This window comes from Streptomyces sp. NPDC044719 (assembly GCF_056433405.1).
The window spans coordinates 95,919-121,638 of record NZ_JBWKHE010000015.1 but is presented as its reverse complement, the minus strand read 5'-3'; the positions used below and the strand labels follow the sequence as shown (position 1 = coordinate 121,638).

The window sequence follows — 25,720 nt, the reverse complement described above, 5'->3', positions numbered from 1 at the left end:
ATGTATACCTTCGATTTCCTCGACGCCAAGCACGGCGACTGCTTCCTCGTCCGCTGGGGCACACCCGACGAGCGGGTCATGCTCGTCGACGGCGGCCCCACAGGCGTCTACCGGGCCTCGCTCCGCGGCCGGCTCCAGCAGCTCGGGACGCCGGGCGGCGACGCCCCGCCACACCTCGACGTCGTGTGCCTCTCCCACGTCGACGACGACCACGCCGGCGGGCTCGTACGGCTCTTCCGCGACATGAGGCAGGCCCAGCAGGACGGGGAGGCCCTGCCGTACGCGGTGGACGCCCTGTGGTTCAACTCCGTGGAGGAACTCGTCGACAAGCGCGCCCCCGGGCTGAGCGCCTCCGTCCGGCCCCTCCTCGAACGCGCCGCCACCGACGGGGCGTTCGGCGCCAGCTACCAGCAGGGCCGTGACATCCGCAACGCGGCAGGCGCGCTGCGCCTGGACGGCAACACCCCGTTCGGCGGGCCGCTCACCGAGGGCGCCGAGGCCACCCTCGGCGACCTGGACGTCACGGTCGTCGCGCCCGACGAAGCGGCGCTGGAAGAGCTGGAGGAACGCTGGCGCAAGGCGAAACAGCGCGGCGACCCCGACGTCATCACGGCGGCCTACTCCGACTCGTCGGTGCCGAACCTCTCCAGCATCGTCCTGCTGCTGCGCCAGGACGGCCGCACCGCGCTGCTCACCGGCGACGCCCGCGGCGACCACATCCTGACCGGGCTGCGCGAACTGGGCCTGCTCGACGACTCCGGACCGCTCCACGTCGACCTGCTGAAACTGCCGCACCACGGCAGCGACCGCAACGTGGAAGCCGGCTTCTTCGAGCAGGTGCGGGCCGACCACTACGTCGTCTCCGCCGACGGCGTGCGCCACCACCATCCGAACGAGGACACCCTGCGCTGGCTCGTCGACTCCCGGGCACCGGACGACGAGTACGTCATCCACCTGACCAACCACATCCCGTTCGCCGAGGAGGAACTGACCCGGCTCAGCGAGGGCCGCGCCTTCGACGTGGACGTCCGGGGGCCCGCCGAGCAGGCGCTCATCGTCACGATCGGAGACCGGCCATGACCTCCGCCCGGCATGCCCCCGCCCCGCCCGCGCCCCCGGCCGGGACCCCGACGGCCGCCGCTCCGGGATGGATCGTCGACTCGCCCGCCGTCGGCACCGGCCTCGTGGCCCGCCCCTGCGGTGACACCCTCCGCCCGGCCGAACCGCCCGCCACGGCGCACCCGGTCGCGCTCGCGATGTCCGGCGGCGGATTCCGCGCCACGCTCTCCGCCCTCGGCTTCGTCCGGCTGCTGGCCGACACCGGGCTGCTGTCCCGGCTGCGGTACTCCTCCTCCGTGTCCGGCGGTTCGGTCGCCAACGGCTGCCTGGCCACGGCCTGGCCTGCGCTGCGGCGGGAGGGCTTCACCGCGCGTGCCGTGGACGAACTCGTCATCGCACCGCTCCTGGACCGTGTTTCCTCCCGCTCCCTCAAGCGTGCCCTCTTGCGCGGCCTGTGGCGGACCCTCGGCCCCACCACCCGCACGGACCTCCTGGCCGGGCGCCTGGACGAATGGTTCTTCGAGAAGACCGAACTGGAGGGGCTGGACCCGCAGGTGCGCTGGATCGTCAACGCGGCCAACCAGACCACCGGAGCCCGCTTCACCTTCGAACGCGACGTGTACGGCGACTACACCATCGGCCTGGCTCCCACGGCCGGCACCGGGCTGCGGCTGAGCCGGGCCGTGTCGGCCTCCGCGGCGGTGCCCGGCGCCTTCCCGCCCGTCGTCCTCGACCGACGACCCTTCCCGTGCGCCACCCACCCGCCCGCGCTGCTCGACGGCGGTACGTACGACAACACCGGCCTGGAGGCCATCGACGGGGACCGCTACCGCCACACCTTCCTGTGCGTCCTCAACGCCGGAGGACTGCTGCGCCCCGGTGTGTACGGGCGCGTCCCCGTCGTCCGCGATCTGGCCCGGGCGAACTCACTGCTGTACCGGCAGAGCACCACGCTGCGGACCCGGGTTGTCGTGGACCGTTTCGAGAAGGCGCGGGCCGCGGGCCCGGACGGCGAACTGCCGCACGGTGCCCGCCGGGGCGTCCTCGTCCAGCTCTCCACCGACTTCCCGGCCGACGGCCCGGACGCCCTGCGCCGCTGGCGCACGGCCTTCGCCAAACAACCCGCCTTCGACGGCCGGCACCTTGCCCTCGTCCCGACCGTCTTCGACCGCCTCGACCCGGGCCTGTGCCGGGCGCTGGTCCACCGCGGCTGGTGGCTCGGCGGCGCGGCCCTGGCGACCTACCACCCGGAGTTGCTACCCGCCGATCTGACGGCCCTGAACCCGCCGCGCCGCTGACTCAGCGGATCGGCGCGTACACCACCCCCAGCTTGTCCACCTCGTCTCCCGCGCGGCCCGTGAAGCCCACGATCTGCCGGCCGGCGGGGGCCGTGAAGGTCTTCGCGTCGGACGTGGCGGTACCGGCGGACAGGGTGCGGCCCTTGTCGGTCGTGAACGCCGCCGAGAACAGGCGCGTGCGGCCGTCCTTCTGGCCCTGCGTGAGCCTCACCGAGGTCAGGTGCTCACCGGCCGCCAGCGTCAAGGACGTCGCCGTGCCGCCCGTGCCGCCGTGGGTGAGCGTCGTACCGCCGTCGTGGGTCAGGGACACCGCGTCCAGGCGGGCGCTGCCGCGCAGGGTCAGCGTGCGGGGGGCCGGGGTCGCGGGCAGGTCGTCCGCGTCGTTGAAGGCCGTGCCGTGCGGACCGCCGAAGAAGTCGCTCGCGCGCAGGGAGGAGTCGAGCCTGTAGGAGAAGTCGACCGTGTGCGGGAAGTGGTCGGAGAGGTTGGCGCCGGCCGAGTCGAGGAAGGACGCCCACTCGTTGTGGTAGCGGGTCGCGTCGAGGCTGAGCAGCTTGCTGCCGCGGTAGAGGACCTTGTCCACGACCTCGCAGTCGTTCGTGGGCGCTGTCGTGGGGCAGACGAGCGCGTCGCTGCCCTGGGCCGGGGGCGTCCCGCCCTTCACCCGCTGGACCCATGCGTCGGTGAGGCCGTTCTCGCTCAGCAGGGTGCGGATGTTGTCGCCGGAGCGCGTGTACCGCGTGTTCGTGTCGCCCATGACGATCACCGCGTTGCCGGCCGAGTTCGCCTGGATGAAGTCGGAGAGCTGCTCGATGTTGGCACGGCGGGCGGCGAGCGCGTCGGCGGAGTCGTCCGCGTTCGTGTGCACGTTGTAGAGGTCCACGAAGACGCCCTCGGCGAGCCGGACCCGGGCCAGCGAGAAGCCCTTGGGAGTGAGGCAGTTGGTGCCGGTGCACTTGTTCCACTTCACCCGCTGGAAGTCCTCGAAGGGATGGTCCGAGAGGGTGTTGAGGCCGTCGCCGAAGGGGACACCGCCGCTGGTCGCGGTGCGGTGGGCGTGGTCGTCGCCCGCGTACAGGGCGGCGTGGTAGTTGAAGTCCTCCTGCACATTGACGATGTCGTACGCCCCGAGGCGAGGGGAGATCAGCGGGGTGTTCTTCTCCGGATTGCCGGAGCTCAGCCCCTCGGGAAGGCCCGCGACGTTGTAGGTGAGGACGTTGAAGGAGCCGGAGTCCGCGGCGACGGCGGGTGTCGCGGCGGTGGCGGCCAGGCCTGTGACCGCCAGGGCGGCGGCCATGAGGGTGCCGATCAGTCTCTTCATGGGGGTGTCTCCGGTCGGGGAGGCGGAGGGAAGAAGGTGAACGGTGCTCAGGTTCGGGCCGAACACCCCTGATACGCAAGGGAAGTAGGGAAAACAGTGGGAGACGCCCCGGCGTCAGGACGGGCGCAGCAGCTCCAGGTCCGTACCCCAGGAGTCGAGCACTCCGCCGTGCCCGGCCTTCCGCGCCGCCCCCTCGATGCCGGTGAAGAGCGCACGCTGCGTGTCCGGGTCGCCGTCGGCGAGCAGCCGTTCCACGACGGGCAGCAGCCGGTCCGCCTCCCACCGCCGGTCGCCCAGCGGGCTCCGCTCCAGCTCCCACCGCAGGTACTTGTTGTAGGGCCGGACACGGCGGTGCAGCGCGAAGAGCACCTCCAGGGCGTAGGGCACGGACTCGGCGGCGTCCAGGTGGCCCATGGCCGGGTGGCCGTCGCGGTAACTCTTCAAGGAGCGGTAGGCCTGGTTGGCGTAGGCATCGAGCCACCCGTCGACCGCGGCCCGGGCCTCCTCGGCGCCCAGCCTCCGCTTCGCGTCGAGGATCCGGGCGACCTCCCCGTCGAGCCGGTCGAGCAGTACCTCCGCGTGGACGTAGGAGTAACGCGCGAAGTGGTCGGGCCGGCCGGGCATGCCGCGGGTCCGGAACTCCGCCAGCGGGATGACGACGAGGTCGAGGTGGGCGGAACGGAACCAGTCCAGCTCGGCGAGTGCGCAGGCCTGCCGGTCCCGGAGGATCACGTGCAGGTCGTAGTCCGAGTGGACGGTCGGCATGCCCTCGTGGACCCGGGAGCCGCTGAGGACCAGCCCGGCGACTCCGGGGTCTTCGGCCGCCCGGGCGGTGAAGGCGGCGAGTGTGTCGTCAGGGGTGTTGCCCAGGACGATGTGCATGGTGATCTCTCCCTGTGGGACGGGCACGGCAAACGGAGTGCGTTGCGCGTCTGCGGTGTCCGGGGGCACCGCGGGAGAGTTCAGCTCACGGTGCGGACGGTACCGCGCCCGCACCGCCCGCCGGTAACGGTTTTCGCCCTGCGCCTGCGGATCGAGTACTACGGTGGTCTCTTGCGGAGTGCGGCACGGCTCCTCGTGTGGGGTGGGGATGCGGGTGCGACACCCCTCAGCCGCCGCGGCCGGCCGTAAGGTTGCCGTGCGGCGGCGACGGGGGGAGGGCGCATGACGCACGAGGCGGCTCGGCGCGAGGACGAGCCCGGCAGCGGCACGCCCCCGGACGCCGGTGACGACGGCTTACGCGCTGCCCGCCCGCTGTGGCGGCAGCGTGACTTCGGGATCTTCTGGACCGCGCAGACCCTCTCCGTCCTCGGCGACTCCTTCGCCCTGATCGCCCTGCCTCTGCTGGTCCTGGAGGCCACGGGTTCGGTCGCGCGGATGGGGCTGCTGACCGCGGCGGGCGGGGCGGCGTCGGTCCTCGCGGCAGTGTTCGCCGGGGTGGTGGTGGACCGGGTGGACCGGCGCCGGCTGCTCATCGGCTGCGACCTCGTGCGCATGGGACTGTACGGGCTGATCCCGCTGGTGTGGCTGTTCGGCCCGCAGATCTGGCTGCTGTACATGGTGCTGCCGCTGTGCGAGGCCGTCGGCATGCTGTTCGCGGTCGGCTATGTCACCGTCGTGCGCGGCCTGGTCGGCACCGATCAACTCACCGAGGCCAATGGCCGGTTGAACGCCACGGCCGCCGCGGCGGGCGTCCTCGGGCCGCTGTGCGCCGGGCTGGTCGCCGCCTGGTCCGGGCCGGCCGCGGCCGTCGGCGTGGACGCGGCCAGTTTCGGGGTGTCGGCGGCGCTGTTGTTCTTCGTACGGTTCCGCAAGCGCGCCCCGGACGAACAGCCGGGCAAGCGCACCCGCCTGTGGAAGGACCTGCGCACCGGCATCGCCTTCCTCTACGGCCACCCGGTGCTGCGCTCGCTCACCGTCCTGCTGTTCGTCTTCAGCTTCCTCACCCTCGGTATCCACGACCTGGTCATCTACCACCTCAAGCACGACCTCGGCCAGGACGACGGCACGGTCGGCACCGTCATGGCGGCCGGCGCGCTCGGCACCATCGCCGGCGCCCTGCTCGTGGCCAGGATCCGCCGTCGCCTCGGCTTCGGGCTGACCTGGACCGGCTCGGTCGCGGGCTGCGGGCTCGCCTTCGCCGGTCTCGGCTGGGCCCGTGACGTGCCCGTGGTCGCGGCACTGAGCGCCGCCTTCCTCGCCTGCGCCGCCATGGGAGGCACCTGCTCGCTGTCGTACCGCCAGGAGGTGACCCCGGAACACCTCCTGGGCCGCGTCACCTCCGCGTTCTGGACCCTGCACTACGCGGCGGCTCCGGTCGGCGCCGCCGTGCTGACCTGGGCGGCGGAGGAACAGGGCACGGCGCCGGTCGCGCTGGCCGCCGGAGCGATCTGCGTCCTGCTCGCCGTGACCGCCCTGTTCACCCCGGTCCGCGGGGCGGGCCGGACCGTCAGCCGTTGATGCCGCTGTAGTGCCGCAGACTCCACCGCCACAGCACCCGGGCCCCCAGATACGCCAGCAGCCCGAGCAGCGGTGAGGCCGCCGCAAGCCAGTACGGCACCCCTGTCGTACGGCCGTGCCCGGTCAGCACCGCCGCCGGGAAGTAGGCGACGAACGCGAGCGGGAGGCCGTAGGTCAGGAAGCCGCCCACCGCCTTGGGCAGCACGTTCAGCGGATAGCTGCCGAACGTGCCGAGGAGTTCCTCCAGCCAGCGGCCCCACATGTCAGCGGCCGGGAAGCGCAGGGAGGCGCTGGCCACGACCGTGAACAGGGCAGCCTCCAGGAGCATGCCGCCCAGCACGGCCGCGATCAGATACGTGATCCGGCCCGCAGTCCAGTCCAGGTCGCTGCGGGACAGCGCGCCCACCATCAGGCCCGCCGCGACCGTGAGGTCCCCGATGGCGTTGGTGGGGAAGAAAGCCAGCTGGATCTGCCGGTGCACCGGCATCGGGCGCATCAGGTAGATGTCGATCCGGCCTTCCTGCACCTGCCGGCCGGCCCAGTGCATCCGCCCCAGGAACAACACGAACAGACCGTGCGCCAGCATGCGCGTCGCCGGGATCAGCAGCACGTCCGAGCTGTCCCAGCCGCCCATCCCGGCGAACCGGGACAACAGCACCGTGGCGAACACGATCACCGACACCTGCCAGATCGCCCCGATCGCGATCATCAGCAGGAACTCGGTCCGGTACTCCATCTGCGCGCGGAAGTTGAGCGCCGTCACGCGCCACACGATCCGCAGAGCCTTCAGCGACATCTCAGCCTCCCTGCGAGATCACGCGCCGGGCGGCCCGCCGCCACAGCAGCCGGGTGAACAACGCCAGCACCACGACCCACCCGGCCTGCACGCAGAGCTGGAAGGCCGCGTCGGACAGCGGGATCCGGCCCACGTACAGCGACAGCGGCACGCTCAGCGTGGCCTGGAAGGGCAGGAAGGCGCTCATCGTCACGAACCAGTCCGGGAAGAACCACAGCGGCGCGTACACGCCGGACAGCAGGTTCTGCGCGAACAGCAGGATGAGCATCGCGGCGGTGTTGCGGACCGTCCAGAAGCACAACTGGTCGAGCACGAGCATCACGTAGTACAGGACCCACTGGCCCAGCAGCATGCTGAGCACGAACACCCCGGCCACCGCGGCCGAGCGCGGCGGGTCGACGAGCCCGGCGGCCAGGCAGATCACATACCCGGTCAGCGCCCACGCCAGCCCGTACAACTGCTCGCCCGCGGCCCGCAGGGCGTAGTAGCGCTGCGGCGGCAGGGGGCGCAGGTACCAGTAGACGATGGTGCCGAAGTGCATGTGCTGGAGGACCGTGTCCCGTCCCGCGTACTGGTCCAGCTCCCGCAGCCGGGAGGCCAGTACGGCCAGTACGGCGTAGGTGACCGCCTGGTCACGGGTCAGGCCGGCGGTCGTGCCGGACTGCGCGTACAGGCCGCGCCACAGCGACCAGACCAGGACCACCTGCACGGCCAGCCGCAGCGCGACGGCCGTCATCCGGGGCGGGGCGTTCAGCTCGCCCAGCGGGGTGACGCGGGCGGCGCGCCAGGCGTGCAGCACGGCCATGTCAGACCTCCCCGGCGTGCACGTACGCGGCCCGCATCACGTCTTCCAGGTCCGCCTCGTCCAGGGCGATGTCGGTCACCTCGTACCGCTCGATCACCGCCTTGAGTGCCTGGTGGACGGTGGGCGCGTCCGCGCCGTCGGGGCCGAAGACGACCTGTGCGCCGTTGTGCCGGAGCAGCGTGATGCCGGGCGGCGGCAGGACCTCGGCGCGCGGGTCGGCGAGCGTGGCGCGCACCTGCCAGGTGGAGCCGAACTTCCGGCGGATCTCGTCGAGGGTGCCGTCCAGGACCAGCCGTCCGTGGTTGACCAGCACCACCCGCTCGGCGAGCCGCTCGACCTCCGTCATGTCGTGCGTGGTCAGCAGGACCGTACGGCCGCGCTGCTCCACCTGGTGGCGCAGGAACTCCCGGACCTGTTCCTTGACCACCACGTCCATGCCGATGGTCGGTTCGTCGAGGAAGACCACCGGCGGATCGTGCAGCAGGGCGGCGGCCAGGTCGCTGCGCACCCGCTGGCCGAGGGAGAGATGGCGGACCCGGGTGTCCCAGAACGACGACAGGTCCAGGATCTCGTCGAACTCCTCCAGCCGGGCGGCGTGCTCGGCCTTCGGCACCTCGTAGATGTCCCGCAGGATCGCGAACGACTCGCGCACCGGCAGGTCCCACCAGAGCTGGGTGCGCTGCCCGAACACCGCGCCGACGTTCCGGGCGTTGCGCTCCCGCTCCCGGTACGGCACGACGCCCGCGACCCGGGCCTCGCCGGAGGTGGGTGTGAGGATGCCGGTCAGCATCTTGATGGTGGTGGACTTGCCGGCGCCGTTCGGGCCGAGCAGGGCGAGGAGTTCGCCCGGGGCCACGTCGAAGGTGATGTCGGAGACGGCGTGCTTGGCCACCCGCTCGGGGTTGACGAGTGAGCGGACGGCGCCCAGGAATCCGGGGCGGCGGACGGTGGTGTGAAAGGTCCGGGACAGTCCGCGGACCTCGATGGCGACACTCAATCGACCCACCCACTTCCATGTGGTGAACACAGGTGCGGCCGGTCGGCTTCGAGGGCCGACCGGCCGCGGATGACGTCCCGACACTGTCGGAATGTCGATCAATTGGTCAATCGATTAAACGATTTCTTACCTGGTGTTCTTCTCGCCCGGCGGTCGGGTCACCCGGTGGTCGAGAACACGAACGAGAACTCCGCAGGCTCCGCCTTCAGGAAGTACCGCGGCAGCGGGCCCGGGCCGCACGACTGCGAGCCGATGCCGTGCTGCCCGTGGTCGAGGTTGACCCACACCGTGTCGCCGGCCGTGAGGTCGGTGCGGTGCCGGGCCGCCTCGAGCTGCTCGGTCGTCCAGCGCCGCGCGGTGAACCAGAACTCCGGGTCGCCCTCGATCCGCAGCCCGCCGAGCTCCACCCAGCGGACATCGGCCCGGGCGCCGTTCTCCTGCGGACGGACGTACGGGGTCTGCAGCCCGTCCACCGTCGACTGCCAGCGGCCCACCATCGACGCCGTCCTGGTGTCCGGGTACGCCTCGCCCGGACCGCCGCCGAACCACTCCACCCGGTCGGCCTCCGGCAGCCCGAAGCGGACACCGAGCCGGGGCAGCGGCACCGTCCAGTCGCCCTGGGGGGTCACGGACACGGTCAGCCGCAGCCGCTCGCCGTCGGACGTCCAGCGGTACACCGTGTCCAGGCCGACCTCGCGGGCGGCGGGCGCCACCCGGGTCCGGACCGTCAGCGCGTCGTCGCCGGCCTCGACCGAGACCAGCCGGTGCCGCATCCGGTGCAGGCCGAGCGTGCGCCACAGCATCCCGTAGCGGGTGTCGGTCTGCCACTCCGCGCCGTCGTCGTTGTCGGTCGGCGCCCGCCACACGTCCAGCTTCGGTGCCGCGCCGACCCTGACCCCGCCGATCGAGCGCAGGGCGCCGGTGCGGGGGTCGAACTCGGCGGGGCCGAGGGTGATCCGGTCCGGGCCGGCCACGGGCCGGTCGCTCGCGGGGAAGGACGGCAGCGGCCGTGCCCCCACGGCGAACTGCCCCCAGGCCACGACATGGTCCTTCGGACCCCAGACCGTGTCGTCGGCGAGCAGGGCCCGCACCGTCCACTGGCGTTCGCCGCCCCGGCCGTCCGCGGGCGGCTCCGGCAGCTTCACCTCGGCGCTCTCGCCCGGCACGAGCACCGGCACCGCGAGCGGGCCCGACTCGACGGTCTCGCCGTCCACCTGGCAGGACCACTCGAAGGCCAGCGCGGACAGGTCGGCGAAGTCCTGCTTGTTGGTGATCCGCACGGTGCCGCTCGTGCCGTCGCCCTCGATGTGGACCGGCTCGATGACCTTCTTGTACTCGATCAGACCCGGTGACGGCGTCCGGTCCGGGAAGACCAGCCCGTCGCAGACGAAGTTGCCGTCGTGCAGCTCCTCGCCGAAGTCACCGCCGTAGGCGTAACCCAGCTCGGCGTGCCGCACGCCGTGGTCGATCCACTCCCAGATGAAGCCGCCCTGGAGCCGCTCGTGCTTCTCGAACAGCTCCTGGTAGTCGGCGAGTCCGCCCGGGCCGTTGCCCATCGCGTGCCCGTACTCGCACTGGATGAAGGGGAGTTCCCGGCGCTTGCCGGTACCGCCGTCGAGCCGCTGCCCGATCTTGTCGACCTCGTCGTGGAAGGCGTACATCCGCGAGTACACGTCCGTGTCGCGGCAGTTCCAGTCGCCCTCGTAGTGCACCAGCCGCTCGGGGTCGCGGTCGTGGATCCACTCGGCCATCGCGGTGAGCCCGCGGCCGGTGCCGGCCTCGTTGCCCAGCGACCAGAACACGATCGAGGGGTGGTTCTTGTCCCGCTCGACCATCCGCTCCGCGCGGTCCAGCAGGGCGGGGGTCCAGCGGTCGTCGTCGACCGGGTTGTCCCGCCAGTCCTGCTCGGTGAAGCCGTGGGTCTCCAGGTCGCACTCGTCGATGACCCACAGGCCGTACTCGTCGCACAGGTCCAGGAAGGCCGGGTGCGGCGGGTAGTGCGAGGTGCGCACGGCGTTGAGGTTGTGCCGCTTCATCAGCAGCACGTCCTCGCGCATGGTCTCCAGGTCGAGCGCACGGCCCTTCTCCGGGTGCCACTCGTGCCGGTTGACGCCCTTGAAGAGGACGGCCTTGCCGTTGACCTTGATGAGCCCGTCCTCGAGGGCGACGGTGCGGAAGCCGATCCGCAGCGGCACCCGCTCGCCCTCGGTGGCCAGCACACCGTCGTAGAGCTTCGGCGTCTCGGCGGTCCACGGCTCGACGGCCACCGTCACCGGCTCGCCGGTCGCGACATCGATGTCCAGGCCCGGGACGGTCACCCGCCCCTCGACGTCGGAGTCGACGCGCAGGGTGCCCTCGCCGGTGGTGTGGTCGTAGGACGCGTGCACGAAGTAGTCGCCCACACTGCCCGCCGGGCGGTGCAGCAGCGTCACGTCACGGAAGATGCCCGGCAGCCACCACTGGTCCTGGTCCTCCAGGTACGAGCCGGCCGACCACTGGTGCACCCGCACCGCCAGGACGTTCCCGCCCGGCTTCAGCAGATGCCCCACCGCGAACTCGTGCGCCAGCCGGGAGCCCTTGAACTCGCCGAGCTCCGTGCCGTTCAGCCAGAGGCGGGCGCAGGACTCCACGCCGTCGAACCGCAGCACCGCCCCGCCGTCCGACGGCCAGTCCGACGGCAGGTCGAAGACGCGCAGATGGTCACCGGTCGGGTTCTCCGTGGGGACGTGCGGCGGGTCCACCGGGAAGGGGTAGAGGTGGTTGGTGTAGATCGGGGACCCGAACGCCCCGTCGCCCTGGAGCACCCAGTGCCCGGGGACCGTGACCTCGGCCCAGCCCTGGGCGTCGTAGCCCTCCTCGGCGAACGAGTCGTCCTCGGCGTCGACGGTGTCCGACAGCCGGAAGCGCCAGCTGCCGTTCAGCGACAGGGACGCGGCGTCCGAGGACGCGTACCAGGCGCGGGCCGGAAGGGCCCCGCTGCCCGGGGAGACGTCCTCGACGTAGTCGGCGGTGGTGCGGAAAGACATCGGTCTCCTAGCTCAGCCCTTGATGCCGGTCTGGGCGATCCCCTGCACCAGCCAGCGCTGGAGGAAGAGGAAGACGAACACCAGGGGCAGGATGGAAATGGCCGTGGCCATGAAGATCAGGTGATAGTTGACGGTCTGGTTCGTCATGTACGACGACAGCGCCACCTGGACCGTCCAGGCGCTCGGGTCCTGGCCGATGACCAGGGGCCACAGGAAGGCGTTCCAGCCGTTGATGAAGGTGATCGTGGCGATGGCCGCGAAGAAGTTCAGCGAGTTCGGCACGACGACGCGCCAGTACGCGCCCCAGTAGCCGAGCCCGTCCACGCGCGCCGCCTCCTCCAGCTCCTTGGGGAACCCCAGGAAGTACTGCCGGAACAGGAAGCAGGTGAAACCACTGAAGAGCCCCGGGATGATGAGACCCCGGTAACTGTCCACCCAGCCGAGGGACGAGACCAGAACGAAGCTCGGCACGAAGGTGACCGCCGTGGGAACCATCAGCGTGGCCAGGACGGCGTAGAACACCTTGTTGGCGTGCTTGTACGGGATCCGGGCGAGGCCGTACCCGGCCAGCGAGCAGATCAGCAGGATGCCGGCGGTGTGCAGGACGGCCACGACCACCGAGTTCCACAGGGACTGGGCGAAGTCGACCGTGACGTCGTTGAACGGCTCGGTGATGTTGCCCCACTGGATGGTGGTGGGGAACCACTTCCACTCCTCGCCCGTGATCTCCTGGTCCGTCATCAGCGCGTTGCGGACGATCAGATAGAAGGGGACCAGGAAGAGCAGGGCCGCGACGCCGGTCGCGATGTACAGGCCGGTGTTGCCGAGGATCCCGCCGCCACGCTTGGCCTTGGCGGCCGGCTTCGCGCCCTTGCGGATGTCGGGTGCTGTGGTGGTCACTTGGACTCCTCACCCCTTCCGAAGCCCATGATCTTGCCTTGGAGCAGTGTGACGACGCAGATGAGCAGGGTCAGGACGACCGCGCCCGCGCTGCCCGCGCCGTAGTTCTGGTTGTTGCCGAGGGCCATCTTGTACAGCTCGACCAGGGGCGGCTGGCCCCAGGTGGCCTTGGACAGCAGGTTGAAGAACTCGTCGAAGGCCTGGTAGGCGGCGACGAGCAACAGCAGGATCACCGCGGTGGACGTGGCCCGCAGCTGGGGCAGCGTGATGTGCCGGAAGGTCTGCCAGCCCGGCTTGGCACCGTCGATGGAGGCGGCCTCGTACAGCTCCCGCGGGATGTTCTGCAGCGCCGCGAGGAACAGGATCATGTAGAAGCCCGACTGCAGCCAGAGGCGGACGGTCACGATGACCAGCCAGTACCAGGGCGGGTCGGGGTTGGCCAGCCAGGCGACGTTGTCGATGCCGAACCAGCCGATGACGGTGTTGGCGAGGCCGAAGCGGACGCCGTTGAAGATGGACATCTTCCAGATCAGCGCGGCGGCGACATAGCTGACCGCGGTCGGCAGGAAGAACACCGAACGGAAGAATGCCCGCATGAACCGCAGCCGGTTCACCAGCAGGGCGAGTCCCAGCGACATGGCCCAGGTCGCGGGCACGATGAACGCGGCGAACACGGTGAACGTGACGAGCGAGTTCCGGAAGTTCGTGTCCGTCAGGATCTGCCGGTAGTTGTCGAAGCCGATGAACTCGCTCGGCGTGACGGTGAAGCGTGCCTCGAAGAAGCTGAGCCAGATGCTCCAGCCGATGGGCACGAAGACGAAGATCACCAGGCCGATCAGGAACGGGCCGGTGAAGAGCCAGAAGTTGAAGGTGCTGCTCGCCCTCAGGCCCCGCCTCGGCCGGGTCTTGGTGACCTTGGCCGGGGCGGGCTGGGCGACCCCGCGTGTGGTGGTGGTCGACATGTCGTGGTCCGTCCGCCGGGCCTAACCGAACAGCTTCTTGAGCTCGGCGTCGACCTTCTTCTCGGCGGCCGCGAGCTGGGCCTTCGGGTCGCCGCCCTTGCGGACGGAGTTCGCCATGACGTCGTTGATGGCGGCGATCATGGCCTGGGTCCAGCCGATGTTGTCGAAGTGGCCGAACTCGTTGAAGAGCTTCACGCCCTCGGCGGGCAGGCCGGACTTCAGCTTGGTCGCGGACTGGGCGAGCGAGGTGCGCGGCGGGATGTGGAAGCCGTAGGAGGTGGCGAAGTCCTCCTGGTACTTCTTCTGGTCGATCCACAGCCACTTGACGTAGTCCTTGGCCGCCTCGACGTTCTTGCCCTTGGCGTTGACGAACATCGACCAGCCGCCGTTGTAGACCGACTCCTTGCCGGCGGAACCGATCTTCGGGAAGGGGAAGATGCCGATGTCGTCGCCGAGCGCCTGCTGCATGGCCGGCATGGCCCACATGCCGCACCACTGGATCGCGGTCAGGCCCTGGTTGAAGGCGGAGGGATCCCAGGAGTCGGCGGGGGCGTCGAGAAGCAGGTTGCCGCTGGTGAACAGGCCACGGAGCTGCTTGAGGCCGTCGGCCACGGCGTCGGTGTTGAAGGCGGGCTTGTTGTCCGCGGTGAGGGTGTCGGCGCCGGCCGACCAGATCACGTTGTGCTGGATCGAGGTCAGGTCGTTGCCGAGGAAGATGCCCTTGACCTTGTTGGTGGTCAGCTTGTCGGCTGCCTCGATCAGCTCTTCCAGCGTGGTCGGGACCTCGATCTTCGCCTTCTCGAACAGCGAGGGCCGGTAGAAGAGGAACTGCGGGTCGTCGATCATCCGGATGCCGTATATCTTGCCGTCGACCGTGTGCGACTTGATGTCGGCCGGGTTGAAGTCGTCCTTGACCGGGTCGATGATGTCGGTCAGGTCGGCCACCTGACCGCTCTTGACGAGCTGGATCTGCGGGTGGAACTCGAAGACGTCCGGCGCGTTCTTGGTGAGCAGCGCGGCGAAGAGCTTCTGCTCGTAGTTGTTGCCGGTGATCCACTGCGTGGTCACGTTGGCGTCCTTGTAGGCCTTGGCGTACTTCCTGACGGCCTGCTCGACGCCGGCCTCGCCGTACGCGTGGAAGTACTGGGTGAGGCCGTCGCCCGACCCGGAGCCACCACCCCGGCCGGTGTTGCTGCCGCACGCGGCGAGTCCGCCGGCGGCGGCCAGGCCCATCGCGGCCCGCAGTACGTTGCGGCGGTCCCAGTTCATGTTGCTCGATGCCGACATGCTGACGTCCTTGTCTCGAGTGCGGCTGCGGCTCTTCGGCTCACTGCCTGATGGCTCACGGCCCGGGGGCTCGCGCCAGATGGCTCAAAGAGAGGTGCGGTGCGGGACGCTAGAGCTTCGGCTAAGGCTTCGGCAAGGGGTTGGACGAAGTCTGTTCGAAGCGTTGTGTCCGGTTCGCGATTTCGAACATGCGGGGGTAGCGGAGGAGTTGCTTCCGCCGCTACGAGGGTGGTGCGGCGGCGGTTCGGCTCCTCACGGGGGCGGTGCGTTTGCCGTTCTTCTGCCCGACGGCCTGCAGCGCGCCCTCCAGCGCGAACGTCGCCGCGCCCAGGCACACCGGGTCAGTGGGGATCGGGGAGAGGACGATCTCGGTGGCGGCCAGCGGCCGCGGCAGCGCGTGCCGGGACACGGCCTCGCGCACCTCGTGCAGCAGCGGTTCGCCCAGGGTGCGGGCGACCCAGCTGCTCAGCACGACGATCTCGGGGTTGAACAGGTTCACCAGGTCCGCGACGCCGGCGCCCAGATAGCGGGCGGTCTCATGGACGGCCCGGCGTGCCACCGGGTCGTCCGCCGCGATCCCGCGGGCCAGCGCGTCGATGGTCGCCGTCTGGTCGTCCGGGTGCAGCAGCGGGCTGTCGGGGCCGAGCTCCCGCAGGTTCAGCATGATGCCGCGCGCACCGACGTACGTCTCCACACAGCCGTGGTTGCCGCAGCGGCACAGCCGCCCGTCCAGCACCATCGTGGTGTGGCCCCACTCGCCGGCGCTGTTGCTCACCCCGCGGTGCAGCCCGCCGCCCAGGACGAGCCCGGCGCCCACCCCGGTGCCGAGGTTGACCACCACCGCGTTCCCGGCCCCGCGCGCGGCCCCGAACCACAGCTCGGCGACCGCGCTGGCGCGCAGCGGGTTGTCCAGGTAGAGCGGGTAGGCGATGTGCTCCGTGAGCAGGTCGAGCAGCGGTACGTCGTGCCAGTCCCAGTTGGGCGCGTACTCCGAGATGCCGGTGGCGCGGTCCACCTGCCCCGGCACGCTCACACCGACCCCGAGCACCCGGGCGCCCTCGATGCCGGCCTGGGTGACCACCGAGCCGACGGCGGTGGCCACATGGCCGACCACCTGCTCGGGCAGGCTCTCGCTCGCCCGGACGTCCTCCTCGGCGCGGGCCAGGACGTTCAGCCCCAGGTCGAACAGCTCGACATGGACATAGGTCTCGGCGATGTCGACGCCGATCAGCGCGCCGCCCGAGGCGTTGACCGCCACCAGGCCCCGGGGCCTGCCGCCGGCCGAGTCCTCGAAGCCGACTTCCGTGATCATGCGGAGGTCGAGCAGCTCGCCCACGAGCGTGGCCACCGTGGCGAGGCTGAGGCCGGTCGCGGCCGCCAGCTCCTGCCGGGAGGTGGGTGACTCCGCGATGATCTGGCGCAGCACCTCGTAGCGGTTCGCGGTGCGGATGTCGCGTGATGTGCGCTTCACCGGGGTGCCCCATCCCTTCCCAGACCTGCCCTGGCCGGGGTCGACGTCGGCACCGGCGCGGCGCAAGGCTATGGGCTGGCGGGACTTTCGACAAGGGGTTTGGAAAGGGGCTTTATAAAGTGCGCCCCTGAGGGAACCGGCGGTGGCCGGCCATGGCCTGTTCATGATGCCTCAGGAGGCGGGCGCGGCGGGTCGCGGGTCAGTCCCGGTGCTGGGCGGTTCCGTTCGCGGGACCGGCTGCCGCGGTGCTCCGGGGGCTCGCGTTCGCGACCGCGGCCGCCAGTTGCCGCCGCACCTGCTCCGGCAGGGTGGTTCCGTGGGCGGTGCTCACCAGCTCCTCGGCCAGCCGGTGCAGCTTGGTGTTGGTGTTCTGGGAGGTCCGCACCAGCACGCTCCAGGCCGCGTCGGGGCTCAGCCCGAAGGAGGCCATCAGGATGCCGCGGGCCAGGTCGATGGTCGGCCGGGTCTGCATCGCCCGTCGCAGCTGGGCCACTTCGGTCCGCAGGTCCTCATCGGCGTCGGTCTGAGGGGAGGGGGCATGGGCGGGCGGGGGAACGGCGTCCGTCAACAGCTCCCGGGTGCCGGTCAGGTCGAGGACCCGCTCGACCGCGCGGCCACTGGAGCGCACGGTGACCGTCTTGGCCAGGGCGAGGGCGCGCATGCGCAGATCCAGCAGCATGTTGAGGCCCGAGCAGTCGCAGAAGCCGACCGCGTCCAGGCGCAGATCGATGCCGCTGCCCGACAGCGTCAGGATGTCGTACAGGTCCGGCAGGAGCCGTCGGCTTCCCAGGTCCAGTTCCCCCCACAGGGTCACGGTCATGCGGTCGCCGTCCGGAGCGACGTCCATGGTCGCCATGCACGGCGGGATCGCCGCCGGTGCGTTGTCGCCCGCCGGGGACGCGGCGCCCTCCGGCGTGTGAGGCCGCGCAGAGTACGCAGGCTCCGGCATGGCCTTCTTCTCCCTTGTCCGTTCGCCCTGCCTCCGTGTTTCCAGCGTTGCGTCTCTACCCCACACACGTCAACCGATACATGAAACGAAGTACGTGTTTTTGATTGCGTGAACCCCTGGTCGCTAGAGTTGGGGTATGGATGGAGTGCCCGAGCCACACACCGGATGGACGTTCATCACCAACCACGCACGGGTGCTTGCGGCCATCGCCGACAATCACAGCGCCCGTATCCGGGACATCGCCGCCCACTGCCGGCTCACCGAACGCGCTGTGCAGAAGATCATCGCCGACCTGGAGCAGGACGGATACCTCTCCCACACCAAAGAGGGCCGTACCAACACGTACCGGATCGACCCCGGCAAGGTGCTGCGCCACCCCGCCGAGGCCGGTCTGACCGTGGCGTCCCTGCTCTCCCTGCTCGTCCAGGCCGAGGCCGACCGCGCCACCGCCCCGGGCGGCAGGCCGCGCGCCGCGACCTGACTCGCCGGCCGCCTGCCTAGGCCTGTGCGAGCACGTCCCGCACAAAGGCGTTGGCGAACTTCCCCTCCGGGTCCAGCTCCCGCGTCAGCGCGCGGAAGTCGTCCAGCCGCGGATACAGCCCGCCCAGGACGGACGCGGGAACGGTGAACACCTTCCCCCAGTGCGGCCGTGCCCCGAAGGGCTCCAGCGCCTCCTCGACCCGCCGCACCACCGGCAGCACCGCACGGGTGTCCTCGACCCAGGTGAAGTGCGCCGCGACGGTGTCCCGGCCGTGGGACGGGCTCAGCCACTGGTCGTCACCGGCGACCGTGCGCACCTCGCAGGTCTGCAGCACCGGGGAGAGCGTCTCCCGGATCGCGTCGAGCGCGCGCAGCATCTCCACGGCGTGCCCGCGCGGCAGCAGATACTCCGACTGCAGCTCCGCCCCGCTGCTCGGGACGAACTCCGCCCGGAAGTGCGGCAGCCGCTCGTGCCACGGCCCCGGCACACCGAACTGCTCGGTGCAGTTCACCGCGGGCATGCCCGGCACCGGGTGCATCTTCTCGGTGGCGGGAGCCGCCCAGGGGAAGGCCGGCAGCGCCTGGTCGGTACGCCGTTTCAGCCACACCTGCCGGAAGCCGGGCGCCCGCCAGTCGGTGAACAGGCTGACGCTGTACCCCGTCGCCATCACCGTCTCGAACGTCCCCGAGTCCAGCCCCTCCAGCGGCAGTTCGGTGAACACGTGCTGCTCGACCTCGAAAGCCGGCTCCAGATCGAGGGTGAGCGCGGTGACGACACCGAGCGCGCCGAGCGAGGTGACGGCCCCGCCGAACCGCTCCTCGTCCCGTCCTGTCGTCACCGTCGAGCCGTCCGCCGTTATCAGTTCCACCTCGCGCACGACCGTCGAGAGCGGGCCGTTGAGGACCCCCGAGCCGTGGGTGCCGGTGGCGACCGACCCGGCCACCGAGATGTGCGGCAGGGACGCCATGTTGTGCAGCGCCAGACCCTGCCCGTGCAGCCGGCGGGCCAGCTCCGCGTAGCGCACCCCGCCGCCGACGCGGACCGTGCGGGCCGCCGTGTCGACGTCCACCTCGGGCGGCAGACCGGCCAGCGACAGCAGGACGCCCCCGGCGCCCGGCTCGGCGATCCCGTTGAACGAGTGGCCGCTGCCCAGTACCCGCACCCGGTCGCTGTCCGCGACCAGCGCGCGCAGCGCGGTGAGCGAGCCCGGCCGGTGCAGCTCCTTGGCCGCGTAGGTGATGTTGCCCGCCCAGTTGGTCACGGTCCCGGTCATCCACGTCGTCCTTCCCCGAGGCTGTGGGGACGGCAAGCCCCCGCCGGAACCTACCCCGGCCCGGTGTCCGTTGCCGCCGCCACCCGGCTCGGCCTACCGTGAAGAGGTTGTAGAGAGCGGTTTCTATCCATTCCGTCTCTCCGTGTGCCGCCGAGCCGGAAGGTCACCTCCTTGAGTCAGCGCCCCCAGGCACTGTTCGCCATGGCCGAAGACAACGTGCCGCTGGTCTTCCCTCCCGAGGTGCTGGCGAGGCTGCGGGAGTCCGTGGACATCGATCCCGCCCTGGTGGTGCAGGACTTCACCGACCCGCGTGTGCTCGGGGCGCTGGCCCGGACCGAGATCCTGGTGACCGGCTGGGGCTGTCCCCGGCTCGACGAGTCGGTCCTCGACGCGGCTCCCCGGCTGCGCGCCGTACTGCACTCGGCCGGCTCGGTGAAGTCCTTCGCCACCCCCGGGATCTGGCGGCGCGGCATCGCCGTCTCCTCGGCCGCCGTCGCCAACGCGCTGCCCGTCGCCGAGTACACCCTCGCCATGATCCTGCTCGCCGGGAAGGACGTCCTCGCCGCCCGCGACCGGATGCGCACGTCCCGCACCTCCTCCGGCTGGGGCATCGTCCCCGGCATCGGCAACTACGGCCGCCGGGTCGGTGTGATCGGGGCCTCCCGCATCGGCCGCCGCGTCCTCGAACTGCTCCGTCCCTTCGATCTGCGGCCCGCCCTCACCGACCCGTACGTCGACGAGGCGGAGGCCGCCGCGCTGGGCGTCCCCCTGCTGGAGCTGGACGACCTGCTGCGCACCTGCGACATCGTCACCGTCCACGCCCCCGAGACACCCGAGACCCACCACCTGATCGGCCGCCGCGAGCTGGCCCTGATGCCCGACGGGGCGGTGCTCCTCAACACCGCGCGCGGCGCGCTCGTCGACCACGACGCCCTCGTGGCCGAACTGCGCGCCGGGCGTCTCACCGCGATCCTCGACGTCACCGACCCCGAGCCGCTCCCCGCCGACTCGCCCCTCTACGACCTGCCCGGCGCCTTCATCACCCCGCACCTCGCGGGTTCCCAGGGCAACGAACTGGCCCGCCTCGGCCTTACGGTCGCCGAGGAGGCTGAACGGTTGCTGGCAGGAGGAAAACCGGCCTATGCGGTCGAGCCGGCGGCGCTGGAGCGCGAGGCCTGAGGGTGCTGCGGGTATGGGGAGCGCGATTAGCGATATGCGGAATGCCGGAATGGCGGAATGCGGGATATGCAGTCGTAGAGCCATAGGTGCGCCAAGTAAGTCAAGACTTATCTTCAGGGGCCTGTGACCGTATGGTGTGGCTCGAGTCGAAGGAGCCCCCTGTTGTCGAAAATCGATGATCCCGCTGTTCGTGCGGTTGAATCGGAGCGGGATTATGTGTCCTCCTTATATGAGCTGCTCGCCGAGCGGCTTTCCGAGGCGCGAGTACACCGAGCGAATGTGCTGAAAGCCCCGGCGGAAAGCGCCGGTGAGTCATACGAGAGGGAAATCGCCGCCGAGCGTCTGGCCAAGGAAATCGGCCGGCTGGAAGGCGCCGAAAACGGGCTGGTCTTCGGGCGCGTCGACCGGACGGACGGCACGGCCCTGCGCATCGGGCGGATCGGACTGCATACGGAAGAGGACGACCTGCCTCTGCTCGTGGACTGGCGCGCGAACGCGGCGCGGCCCTTCTACGAGGCGACACCCGCCCACCCGATGAACCTGCGGCGGCGCCGGCACCTGCGCCTCGAGGAGCGCACGGTCGTCTCGGTGAGTGACGAACTGCTGGACGGGACCGCCCCGACCGACGAGGACGTCGTGGGGGACGGCCCGTTGACGGAGGCCCTGTCGGCACGGCGTACGGGCAGGATGCACGCGGCCGTCGCGACGCTGCAGGCCGAGCAGGACGAGATCGTCCGCTCCGCCCACCGCGGGGTGACCGTGGTGCAGGGCGGGCCCGGCACCGGCAAGACGGTGGTCGCCCTGCACCGGGCGGCCTATGTCCTGTACGCGTTCCCGCGCGCCGCGGAGGAGGGCGTCCTGGTGGTGGGGCCGAACGCCCGGTTCCTCGACTACATCTCCCAGGTCCTTCCCTCGCTCGGAGAGAACGACGTCGTTCTGGCGACCTGCCCGGAACTGGCCGGAGTGTCCACGGACACGGTGGAGCCGTTCGATACGGCGCGTCTCAAGGGCGGCTCCGACCTCGCCGACGCCTTGGCCGGCCTGCTGCGTGTCCACCAGGCCCCCACCGGGGACTTCACCGTGCGGGTCGGACGGGAACCGGTTCACCTCTGCGGCGAGGAAGTGGCCACGGCACGCGACGCCGCCCTGGCAGCCGCACCGGGGCACAACCCCGCGCGCCAGGTGTTCAAAGAGCTCTTGGCCGACGCCGTCACCGACGCGATGCGACGGGACATGGGCGACCTCCTGGAGCAGATCGACGCCGATACCGAAAGAATGACGGGCATCGACCTCGACCGGTTCACGGGAGCCGCGCAGCGCCGTGCCGAAGGTGCGGCCGACTCGGGTCCGGTCCACGAGCTGGACCTGGACGCCATCCGAGCCGATCTCCTCGACGACGCCGGCGTCGACCGGGCGGTCGAGGTGTTGTGGCCGCGGCTGGCACCCGGTGACCTCGTGCGGGCGCTCCTGACGAACGCCGGCGCTCTCGCCGAGCGGCTGCCCCGCCTGACCGCGCAGGAGCGGTCCCTTCTGCTGCGCGGTCCGGACGACCCGTGGACCGATGCCGATGTGCCGTTGCTGGACGAGGCGGCGAGCCTGGTCGACGGCCCTCCCGAGCGGACGTTCGGGCACGTCGTCGTCGACGAGGCGCAGGAACTGACCGCCATGCAGTGGCGGATGATCGTCCGCCGCTGCCCGGCAAGGGCGATGACGCTGGTGGGTGACTTCGCCCAGGCCGGCCCGGTCGCGACAGCGCGCGACTGGAAGGAAGCACTGAGCCCCCACGTCGGACCGCGGTTCAGACTGCACAGCCTGACCGTCAGCTACCGCACGACGCAGGAGATCCTGGAGAGCGTCCGGGACCTGCTCACGCGGATCGCTCCGGACCAGAAGCCCACAGGGTCATTGCGAAGCGGTGAGCGCCCTCGCACCCTGACCGCACCTCCGGACGGGCTGGTCACGGCTGTCGTTCAGGAACTCCGCGCCCAGAGCGCCGCGCACCCGGGCGAGCTTCTGGGAGTGGTCTGCGCGGACACCAGGGCGAGCGAGCTGACGGACCAGGGCATCGCTCACCACGCACGCATCGTGCCGGCGTCCGAAGCACGGGGCCTGGAATTCGACGGGGTCGTCGTCGTGAACCCCGAGGAGATCATCACGGCCCGCCCCGGTGGGGAAAGGGACTTGTACGTAGCCCTGACCCGGGCCACCAAGCGCCTCTGCACCATCACCGTCGGGGTGACGGCCTCGCTCCGGGGGGACCCGGTACCGCTCACGTACAGCCGTGGGCATACCGTGAGGAGTCGTACGTCCGAGCCGGGAGGAGAGACGGGATGAGCAGCGGCAGCCGTACCGCGCTGGTCGAGGATCTGATGGAGCGGTTCCCGCACGTCCCGCGGGAGGCCGTCTTCAAGGAGGACCTGCTCCGGGGCGGTGTGGCCTTCGACCCGTCGGCGCTCAGCGACAACGAGAGCGGCGAGGTCAAGCCGAAGTCGTACTTCATCTTCTCCTTCGACCACGGCACCCTGCCCGAGCTGGGCGAGGCCGCGCTGCGCCGCCCGCCCGAGGAGATCATTCTCACCGGCGGCCCGTACGACCTGCGCCGGACGGTCGTCTCGGTCCGGGTGAACCCCTCCTCGCCGTACCGTGTCGCCGCGAACGAGGACGGTGTGCTCGGCCTCTACCTCGACGGCAAGCGGATCTCCGACGTCGGCGTGCCGCCGATGCCGGAGTACTACCGGCACACCCTCGCCAACGGGAAGTCGGTCATGGAGGTGGCCCCGACCATCCAGTGGGGCTACCTGATCTACCTGACCGCGTTCCGCGTCTGCCAGTACTTCGGCGCCAAGGAGGAGTGCCAGTACTGCGACATCAACCACAACTGGCGCCAGCACAAGGCGGCGGGCCGCCCCTACACGGGCGTGAAGGACGTCGACGAGGTCCTCGAGGCGCTCGAGATCATCGACAAGTACGACACCGCGAAGGTGTCCACCGCGTACACGCTCACCGGCGGCGCGATCACGTCGAAGGTCCAGGGCCTGGACGAGGCGGACTTCTACGGGCGGTACGCCAAGGCCATCGAGGAGCACTTCCCGGGCCGCTGGATCGGCAAGGTCGTCGCCCAGGCGCTGCCCAAGGACGACGTCCAGCGCTTCAAGGACTACGGCGTGCAGATCTACCACCCCAACTACGAGGTGTGGGACGAGTACCTCTTCAAGATGTACTGCCCGGGCAAGGAGCGGTACGTCGGCCGCGACGAGTGGCACAAGCGCATCCTCGACTCGGCGGACATCTTCGGCGCGCGCAACGTCATCCCCAACTTCGTGGCGGGCGTGGAGATGGCCGAGCCGTTCGGTTTCACCACCGTCGACGAGGCCATCGACTCGACCACCGAGGGCCTGCGCTTCTTCATGTCCCACGGCATCACGCCCCGCTTCACCACCTGGTGCCCCGAGCCCACGACCCCGCTCGGCAAGGCCAACCCGCAGGGCGCGCCCCTGGAGTACCACATCCGCCTGCTCCAGGCCTACCGGCAGACGATGGAGGACTTCGGCCTCTCCTCGCCCCCCGGCTACGGTCCCCCCGGCGCCGGTAACGCGGTCTTCTCGGTCAGCTCCTTCATGGACAGCCTGCCCGCGGACGAGCCGGTGGAGATCTGACGCCGGACTCGTCCAGCGCCGCGTTCCGATGGCGACCCGATGTGATCCGGGTCGCCATCGAGTCGTTTCGGCGTTCCGTACGTATCTACTTCCGGAGTCGGCCGCATCAGGATTTGAATACGCGGCTTGTCAGTTGTGTCGAGAACGTGAAAAACTCGTCCCCTGCCCCGAGGTTCCCCCCAACTCCTTTGCCAACATGGTGAGTTGACCTCGCTTGTGGATGCAGGAGACTCATGCCCGACCTGCCGACCCCTCAGGACGCCTCCGAGGCCGCGCTGTTCTCCGAATGCTGGGACGCGGTCCTCGCCTACGCCGACCTGTGCACGTCCGGTTCCGCCGCCGCCGCACAGCTGGGCCGCGAGGCGTTCGCACACGGCATACGTGAGGCACGCGCCGCCGACGCCGGCCCGGTCCGCGCCTCCGGTCGCCGCCCCGCCCGGCTGCCCCGCATACCCCTGCTGCTGACCGCCGTACGCACCACGGCCGCGGCCTGGGAGGAGGCGGGGCAGGGCCACAAACTCGACCCCGACCTGCGCCTGTGGCTCAACTCGGACAAGGCCGCCCGCTACACCGGACCGCCCCTGCGGCGCCCGCTCGCGCTGCGCGGACTGCGCGACCTCCAGCAGGCGGACGCCGAACTGCTGTGGCTGGCCGAGGTGGAGGCGCTGCCGCTCTCCCTGGTCGCCCGCCGACTGGGCCTCGACCCGGCCACCGCCGACGACGAACTCCAGCAGGTGCGCACCCTGTTCCGGGACCGCTGCCACCGCAACCACCTCGACACGCCGATGGACGCCCGGTGCCGCAGCTACGCCCGGCTGCTGGACGCCGTCACCCGGGCCCCCGCCGCCGACACCCCGGGGGACCTCTCCCGGCACCTCGCCACCTGCGTGGAGTGCGCCGAGGCCGCCGCCTGTCTGCGTCTGCACGGCGGAGGACTGCCCGGGGCGCTGGCCGGCGGGGTGATCGGCTGGGGCGGGCTCGCCTATCTGGAGCGCCGCCGCCGCGCCGCCGAGGTGCGTCTCGGCGCCGGCCGTCCGGGCCGGGCGGAACTGGCGCCCGGAGAACCGGAGGAGGGTGCGCAGAAGGCACGCGTCGCCCGCAACGGCCTTCTCGTGGCCGCCGTCCTGGTGTCCGTCCTGGCACTCGGCGTCTCGATGATGCCCTTCGGCGGCAGCGGCGACGACCTCGGAGCACGCGGCGACGCCGGACGCCAGCCGGTGGCCGACCCCGACCTGTCCGTGCCGTCCGTCCCTTCCCTGCCTCCCGCGACCTCGAAGCCGGCCGGCAAGGCCACCGAGCACACCGAGAACAGGGGGAAGTCACAGAAGCCCGAAAAGCCGGAGAACAGCGACCGCCGGACCGAACCGCAGGGCACCGCCTCTCCCACGGACCGCGCGGAAGGCGGCGAGAGCGAGGACCCCACCTGCCGGGTCGAGTACGACCTGGTCAACCAGTGGCCCGACGGCTTCCAGGCCACGGTCACCGTCACCACCAACGAGGCCCTCGACTCCTGGCGCGTCTCCTGGTCCTTCCGGGACGGCCAGCAGGTCGGCCAGATGTGGGACGCCTCCGTCTCCCAGAACGGCTCCCGGGTCACCGCCACCGCCGCCGACTACAACAAGTCGGTCCAGGCGGGCGACGACCTGGCCTTCGGCTTCCTCTCCTCCTGGCACGGCAAGAACTCCCCGCCGTACGACTTCCAGCTGAACGGCCACGACTGCGCGAAAACCGGTTGACGCGACCGCGCCGTGACGGGATAGCGTTACGGCGGTTCCACTGAGAGAGCCGAAGAGGCGAAGA

Annotated in this window: 20 protein-coding genes; 8 read left to right on the top strand and 12 right to left on the bottom strand. The window is 70.7% G+C overall.

Features of this window, described 5'->3' with window-relative positions; all coding sequences use genetic code 11:
• Entirely contained in the window at positions 1–1,080 is a 1,080-nt protein-coding gene (locus AC07DF_RS40045; protein ID WP_478982294.1) for a ComEC/Rec2 family competence protein, read from the top strand.
• On the top strand, positions 1,077–2,357 hold the full coding sequence (locus AC07DF_RS40040) for a patatin-like phospholipase family protein (RefSeq protein ID WP_478982289.1): 1,281 nt from the start codon (positions 1,077–1,079) through the stop codon (positions 2,355–2,357). The genes AC07DF_RS40045 and AC07DF_RS40040 overlap by 4 nt, the downstream gene beginning before the upstream one ends.
• 1 nt (position 2,358) lies before the next feature.
• Here AC07DF_RS40040 and AC07DF_RS40035 read toward each other — a convergent pair whose 3' ends face one another.
• On the bottom strand, positions 2,359–3,678 hold the full coding sequence (locus AC07DF_RS40035; protein ID WP_478982287.1) for a jacalin-like lectin: 1,320 nt from the start codon (positions 3,676–3,678) through the stop codon (positions 2,359–2,361).
• A gap of 114 nt (positions 3,679–3,792) precedes the next feature.
• Entirely contained in the window at positions 3,793–4,560 is a 768-nt protein-coding gene (locus AC07DF_RS40030) for a hypothetical protein (RefSeq protein WP_478982285.1), read from the bottom strand.
• Positions 4,561–4,842: 282 nt separating this feature from the next.
• Between AC07DF_RS40030 and AC07DF_RS40025 the strand changes: the two genes are divergently transcribed.
• Positions 4,843–6,138, top strand: a complete 1,296-nt coding sequence (locus tag AC07DF_RS40025; RefSeq protein ID WP_478982283.1) for an MFS transporter — start codon at positions 4,843–4,845, stop codon at positions 6,136–6,138.
• Here AC07DF_RS40025 and AC07DF_RS40020 read toward each other — a convergent pair.
• The 9 genes from AC07DF_RS40020 to AC07DF_RS39980 all read right to left on the bottom strand — a co-directional run bounded on the left by AC07DF_RS40020 (position 6,128) and on the right by AC07DF_RS39980 (position 17,238).
• Entirely contained in the window at positions 6,128–6,934 is an 807-nt protein-coding gene (locus AC07DF_RS40020; RefSeq protein ID WP_478982281.1) for an ABC transporter permease, read from the bottom strand. The genes AC07DF_RS40025 and AC07DF_RS40020 overlap by 11 nt on opposite strands.
• Position 6,935: 1 nt before the next feature.
• Positions 6,936–7,739 carry an ABC-2 family transporter protein gene (locus AC07DF_RS40015; protein WP_478982279.1) on the bottom strand — a complete coding sequence of 268 codons (804 nt, stop codon included), beginning with the start codon at positions 7,737–7,739 and terminating at the stop codon, positions 6,936–6,938.
• A gap of 1 nt (position 7,740) precedes the next feature.
• Positions 7,741–8,736: an ABC transporter ATP-binding protein gene (locus AC07DF_RS40010; RefSeq protein ID WP_478982324.1), complete on the bottom strand. Its 996-nt coding sequence runs from the start codon at positions 8,734–8,736 to the stop codon at positions 7,741–7,743.
• A 158-nt stretch (positions 8,737–8,894) separates the two neighbouring features.
• Positions 8,895–11,762, bottom strand: coding sequence for a glycoside hydrolase family 2 TIM barrel-domain containing protein (locus AC07DF_RS40005; RefSeq protein ID WP_478982277.1), 2,868 nt, complete (start codon positions 11,760–11,762; stop codon positions 8,895–8,897).
• Between the two features lie 12 nt (positions 11,763–11,774).
• Positions 11,775–12,662 carry a carbohydrate ABC transporter permease gene (locus AC07DF_RS40000; RefSeq protein WP_478982275.1) on the bottom strand — a complete coding sequence of 296 codons (888 nt, stop codon included), beginning with the start codon at positions 12,660–12,662 and terminating at the stop codon, positions 11,775–11,777.
• On the bottom strand, positions 12,659–13,624 hold the full coding sequence (locus tag AC07DF_RS39995) for a carbohydrate ABC transporter permease (protein WP_478982273.1): 966 nt from the start codon (positions 13,622–13,624) through the stop codon (positions 12,659–12,661). The genes AC07DF_RS40000 and AC07DF_RS39995 overlap by 4 nt, the downstream gene beginning before the upstream one ends.
• A gap of 21 nt (positions 13,625–13,645) precedes the next feature.
• A complete protein-coding gene (locus AC07DF_RS39990; RefSeq protein WP_478982271.1) occupies positions 13,646–14,911 on the bottom strand; it encodes an ABC transporter substrate-binding protein in 1,266 nt (421 codons plus the stop codon).
• Positions 14,912–15,131: 220 nt separating this feature from the next.
• Positions 15,132–16,382, bottom strand: coding sequence for an ROK family transcriptional regulator (locus AC07DF_RS39985; RefSeq protein ID WP_478982269.1), 1,251 nt, complete (start codon positions 16,380–16,382; stop codon positions 15,132–15,134).
• Between the two features lie 199 nt (positions 16,383–16,581).
• Entirely contained in the window at positions 16,582–17,238 is a 657-nt protein-coding gene (locus tag AC07DF_RS39980; protein ID WP_478982267.1) for an ANTAR domain-containing protein, read from the bottom strand.
• A 229-nt stretch (positions 17,239–17,467) separates the two neighbouring features.
• On the opposite strand from AC07DF_RS39980, the gene AC07DF_RS39975 reads away from it, so the two are divergent.
• A complete protein-coding gene (locus AC07DF_RS39975; RefSeq protein WP_478982266.1) occupies positions 17,468–17,812 on the top strand; it encodes a helix-turn-helix transcriptional regulator in 345 nt (114 codons plus the stop codon).
• 16 nt (positions 17,813–17,828) lie between these two features.
• Here AC07DF_RS39975 and AC07DF_RS39970 read toward each other — a convergent pair whose 3' ends face one another.
• Complete coding sequence (locus tag AC07DF_RS39970; RefSeq protein WP_478982265.1) at positions 17,829–19,085, bottom strand: D-arabinono-1,4-lactone oxidase; 1,257 nt, start codon at positions 19,083–19,085, stop codon at positions 17,829–17,831.
• Between the two features lie 171 nt (positions 19,086–19,256).
• Between AC07DF_RS39970 and AC07DF_RS39965 the strand changes: the two genes are divergently transcribed.
• The 4 genes from AC07DF_RS39965 to AC07DF_RS39950 all read left to right on the top strand — a co-directional run bounded on the left by AC07DF_RS39965 (position 19,257) and on the right by AC07DF_RS39950 (position 25,656).
• Positions 19,257–20,264 carry a hydroxyacid dehydrogenase gene (locus AC07DF_RS39965; protein WP_478982263.1) on the top strand — a complete coding sequence of 336 codons (1,008 nt, stop codon included), beginning with the start codon at positions 19,257–19,259 and terminating at the stop codon, positions 20,262–20,264.
• Between the two features lie 216 nt (positions 20,265–20,480).
• Positions 20,481–22,598: a HelD family protein gene (locus AC07DF_RS39960; RefSeq protein WP_478982261.1), complete on the top strand. Its 2,118-nt coding sequence runs from the start codon at positions 20,481–20,483 to the stop codon at positions 22,596–22,598.
• Positions 22,595–23,920 carry a radical SAM protein gene (locus tag AC07DF_RS39955; RefSeq protein WP_478982259.1) on the top strand — a complete coding sequence of 442 codons (1,326 nt, stop codon included), beginning with the start codon at positions 22,595–22,597 and terminating at the stop codon, positions 23,918–23,920. The genes AC07DF_RS39960 and AC07DF_RS39955 overlap by 4 nt, the downstream gene beginning before the upstream one ends.
• Before the next feature lie 233 nt (positions 23,921–24,153).
• Positions 24,154–25,656: a cellulose binding domain-containing protein gene (locus AC07DF_RS39950; protein WP_478982257.1), complete on the top strand. Its 1,503-nt coding sequence runs from the start codon at positions 24,154–24,156 to the stop codon at positions 25,654–25,656.
• The last annotated feature ends 64 nt before the right edge of the window (positions 25,657–25,720 follow it).

Excerpts from the sequence above, each read along its gene's own strand:
- AC07DF_RS40045 (WP_478982294.1), top strand. The coding sequence starts at position 1 with ATGTATACCTTCGATTTCCTCGACGCCAAGCACGGCGACTGCTTCCTC.
- AC07DF_RS40040 (WP_478982289.1), top strand. The coding sequence starts at position 1,077 with ATGACCTCCGCCCGGCATGCCCCCGCCCCGCCCGCGCCCCCGGCCGGG.
- AC07DF_RS40035 (WP_478982287.1), bottom strand. The coding sequence starts at position 3,678 with ATGAAGAGACTGATCGGCACCCTCATGGCCGCCGCCCTGGCGGTCACA.
- AC07DF_RS40030 (WP_478982285.1), bottom strand. The coding sequence starts at position 4,560 with ATGCACATCGTCCTGGGCAACACCCCTGACGACACACTCGCCGCCTTC.
- AC07DF_RS40025 (WP_478982283.1), top strand. The coding sequence starts at position 4,843 with ATGACGCACGAGGCGGCTCGGCGCGAGGACGAGCCCGGCAGCGGCACG.
- AC07DF_RS40020 (WP_478982281.1), bottom strand. The coding sequence starts at position 6,934 with ATGTCGCTGAAGGCTCTGCGGATCGTGTGGCGCGTGACGGCGCTCAAC.
- AC07DF_RS40015 (WP_478982279.1), bottom strand. The coding sequence starts at position 7,739 with ATGGCCGTGCTGCACGCCTGGCGCGCCGCCCGCGTCACCCCGCTGGGC.
- AC07DF_RS40005 (WP_478982277.1), bottom strand. The coding sequence starts at position 11,762 with ATGTCTTTCCGCACCACCGCCGACTACGTCGAGGACGTCTCCCCGGGC.
- AC07DF_RS39995 (WP_478982273.1), bottom strand. The coding sequence starts at position 13,624 with ATGTCGACCACCACCACACGCGGGGTCGCCCAGCCCGCCCCGGCCAAG.
- AC07DF_RS39990 (WP_478982271.1), bottom strand. The coding sequence starts at position 14,911 with ATGTCGGCATCGAGCAACATGAACTGGGACCGCCGCAACGTACTGCGG.
- AC07DF_RS39980 (WP_478982267.1), bottom strand. The coding sequence starts at position 17,238 with ATGGCGACCATGGACGTCGCTCCGGACGGCGACCGCATGACCGTGACC.
- AC07DF_RS39975 (WP_478982266.1), top strand. The coding sequence starts at position 17,468 with ATGGATGGAGTGCCCGAGCCACACACCGGATGGACGTTCATCACCAAC.
- AC07DF_RS39970 (WP_478982265.1), bottom strand. The coding sequence starts at position 19,085 with ATGACCGGGACCGTGACCAACTGGGCGGGCAACATCACCTACGCGGCC.
- AC07DF_RS39955 (WP_478982259.1), top strand. The coding sequence starts at position 22,595 with ATGAGCAGCGGCAGCCGTACCGCGCTGGTCGAGGATCTGATGGAGCGG.
- AC07DF_RS39950 (WP_478982257.1), top strand. The coding sequence starts at position 24,154 with ATGCCCGACCTGCCGACCCCTCAGGACGCCTCCGAGGCCGCGCTGTTC.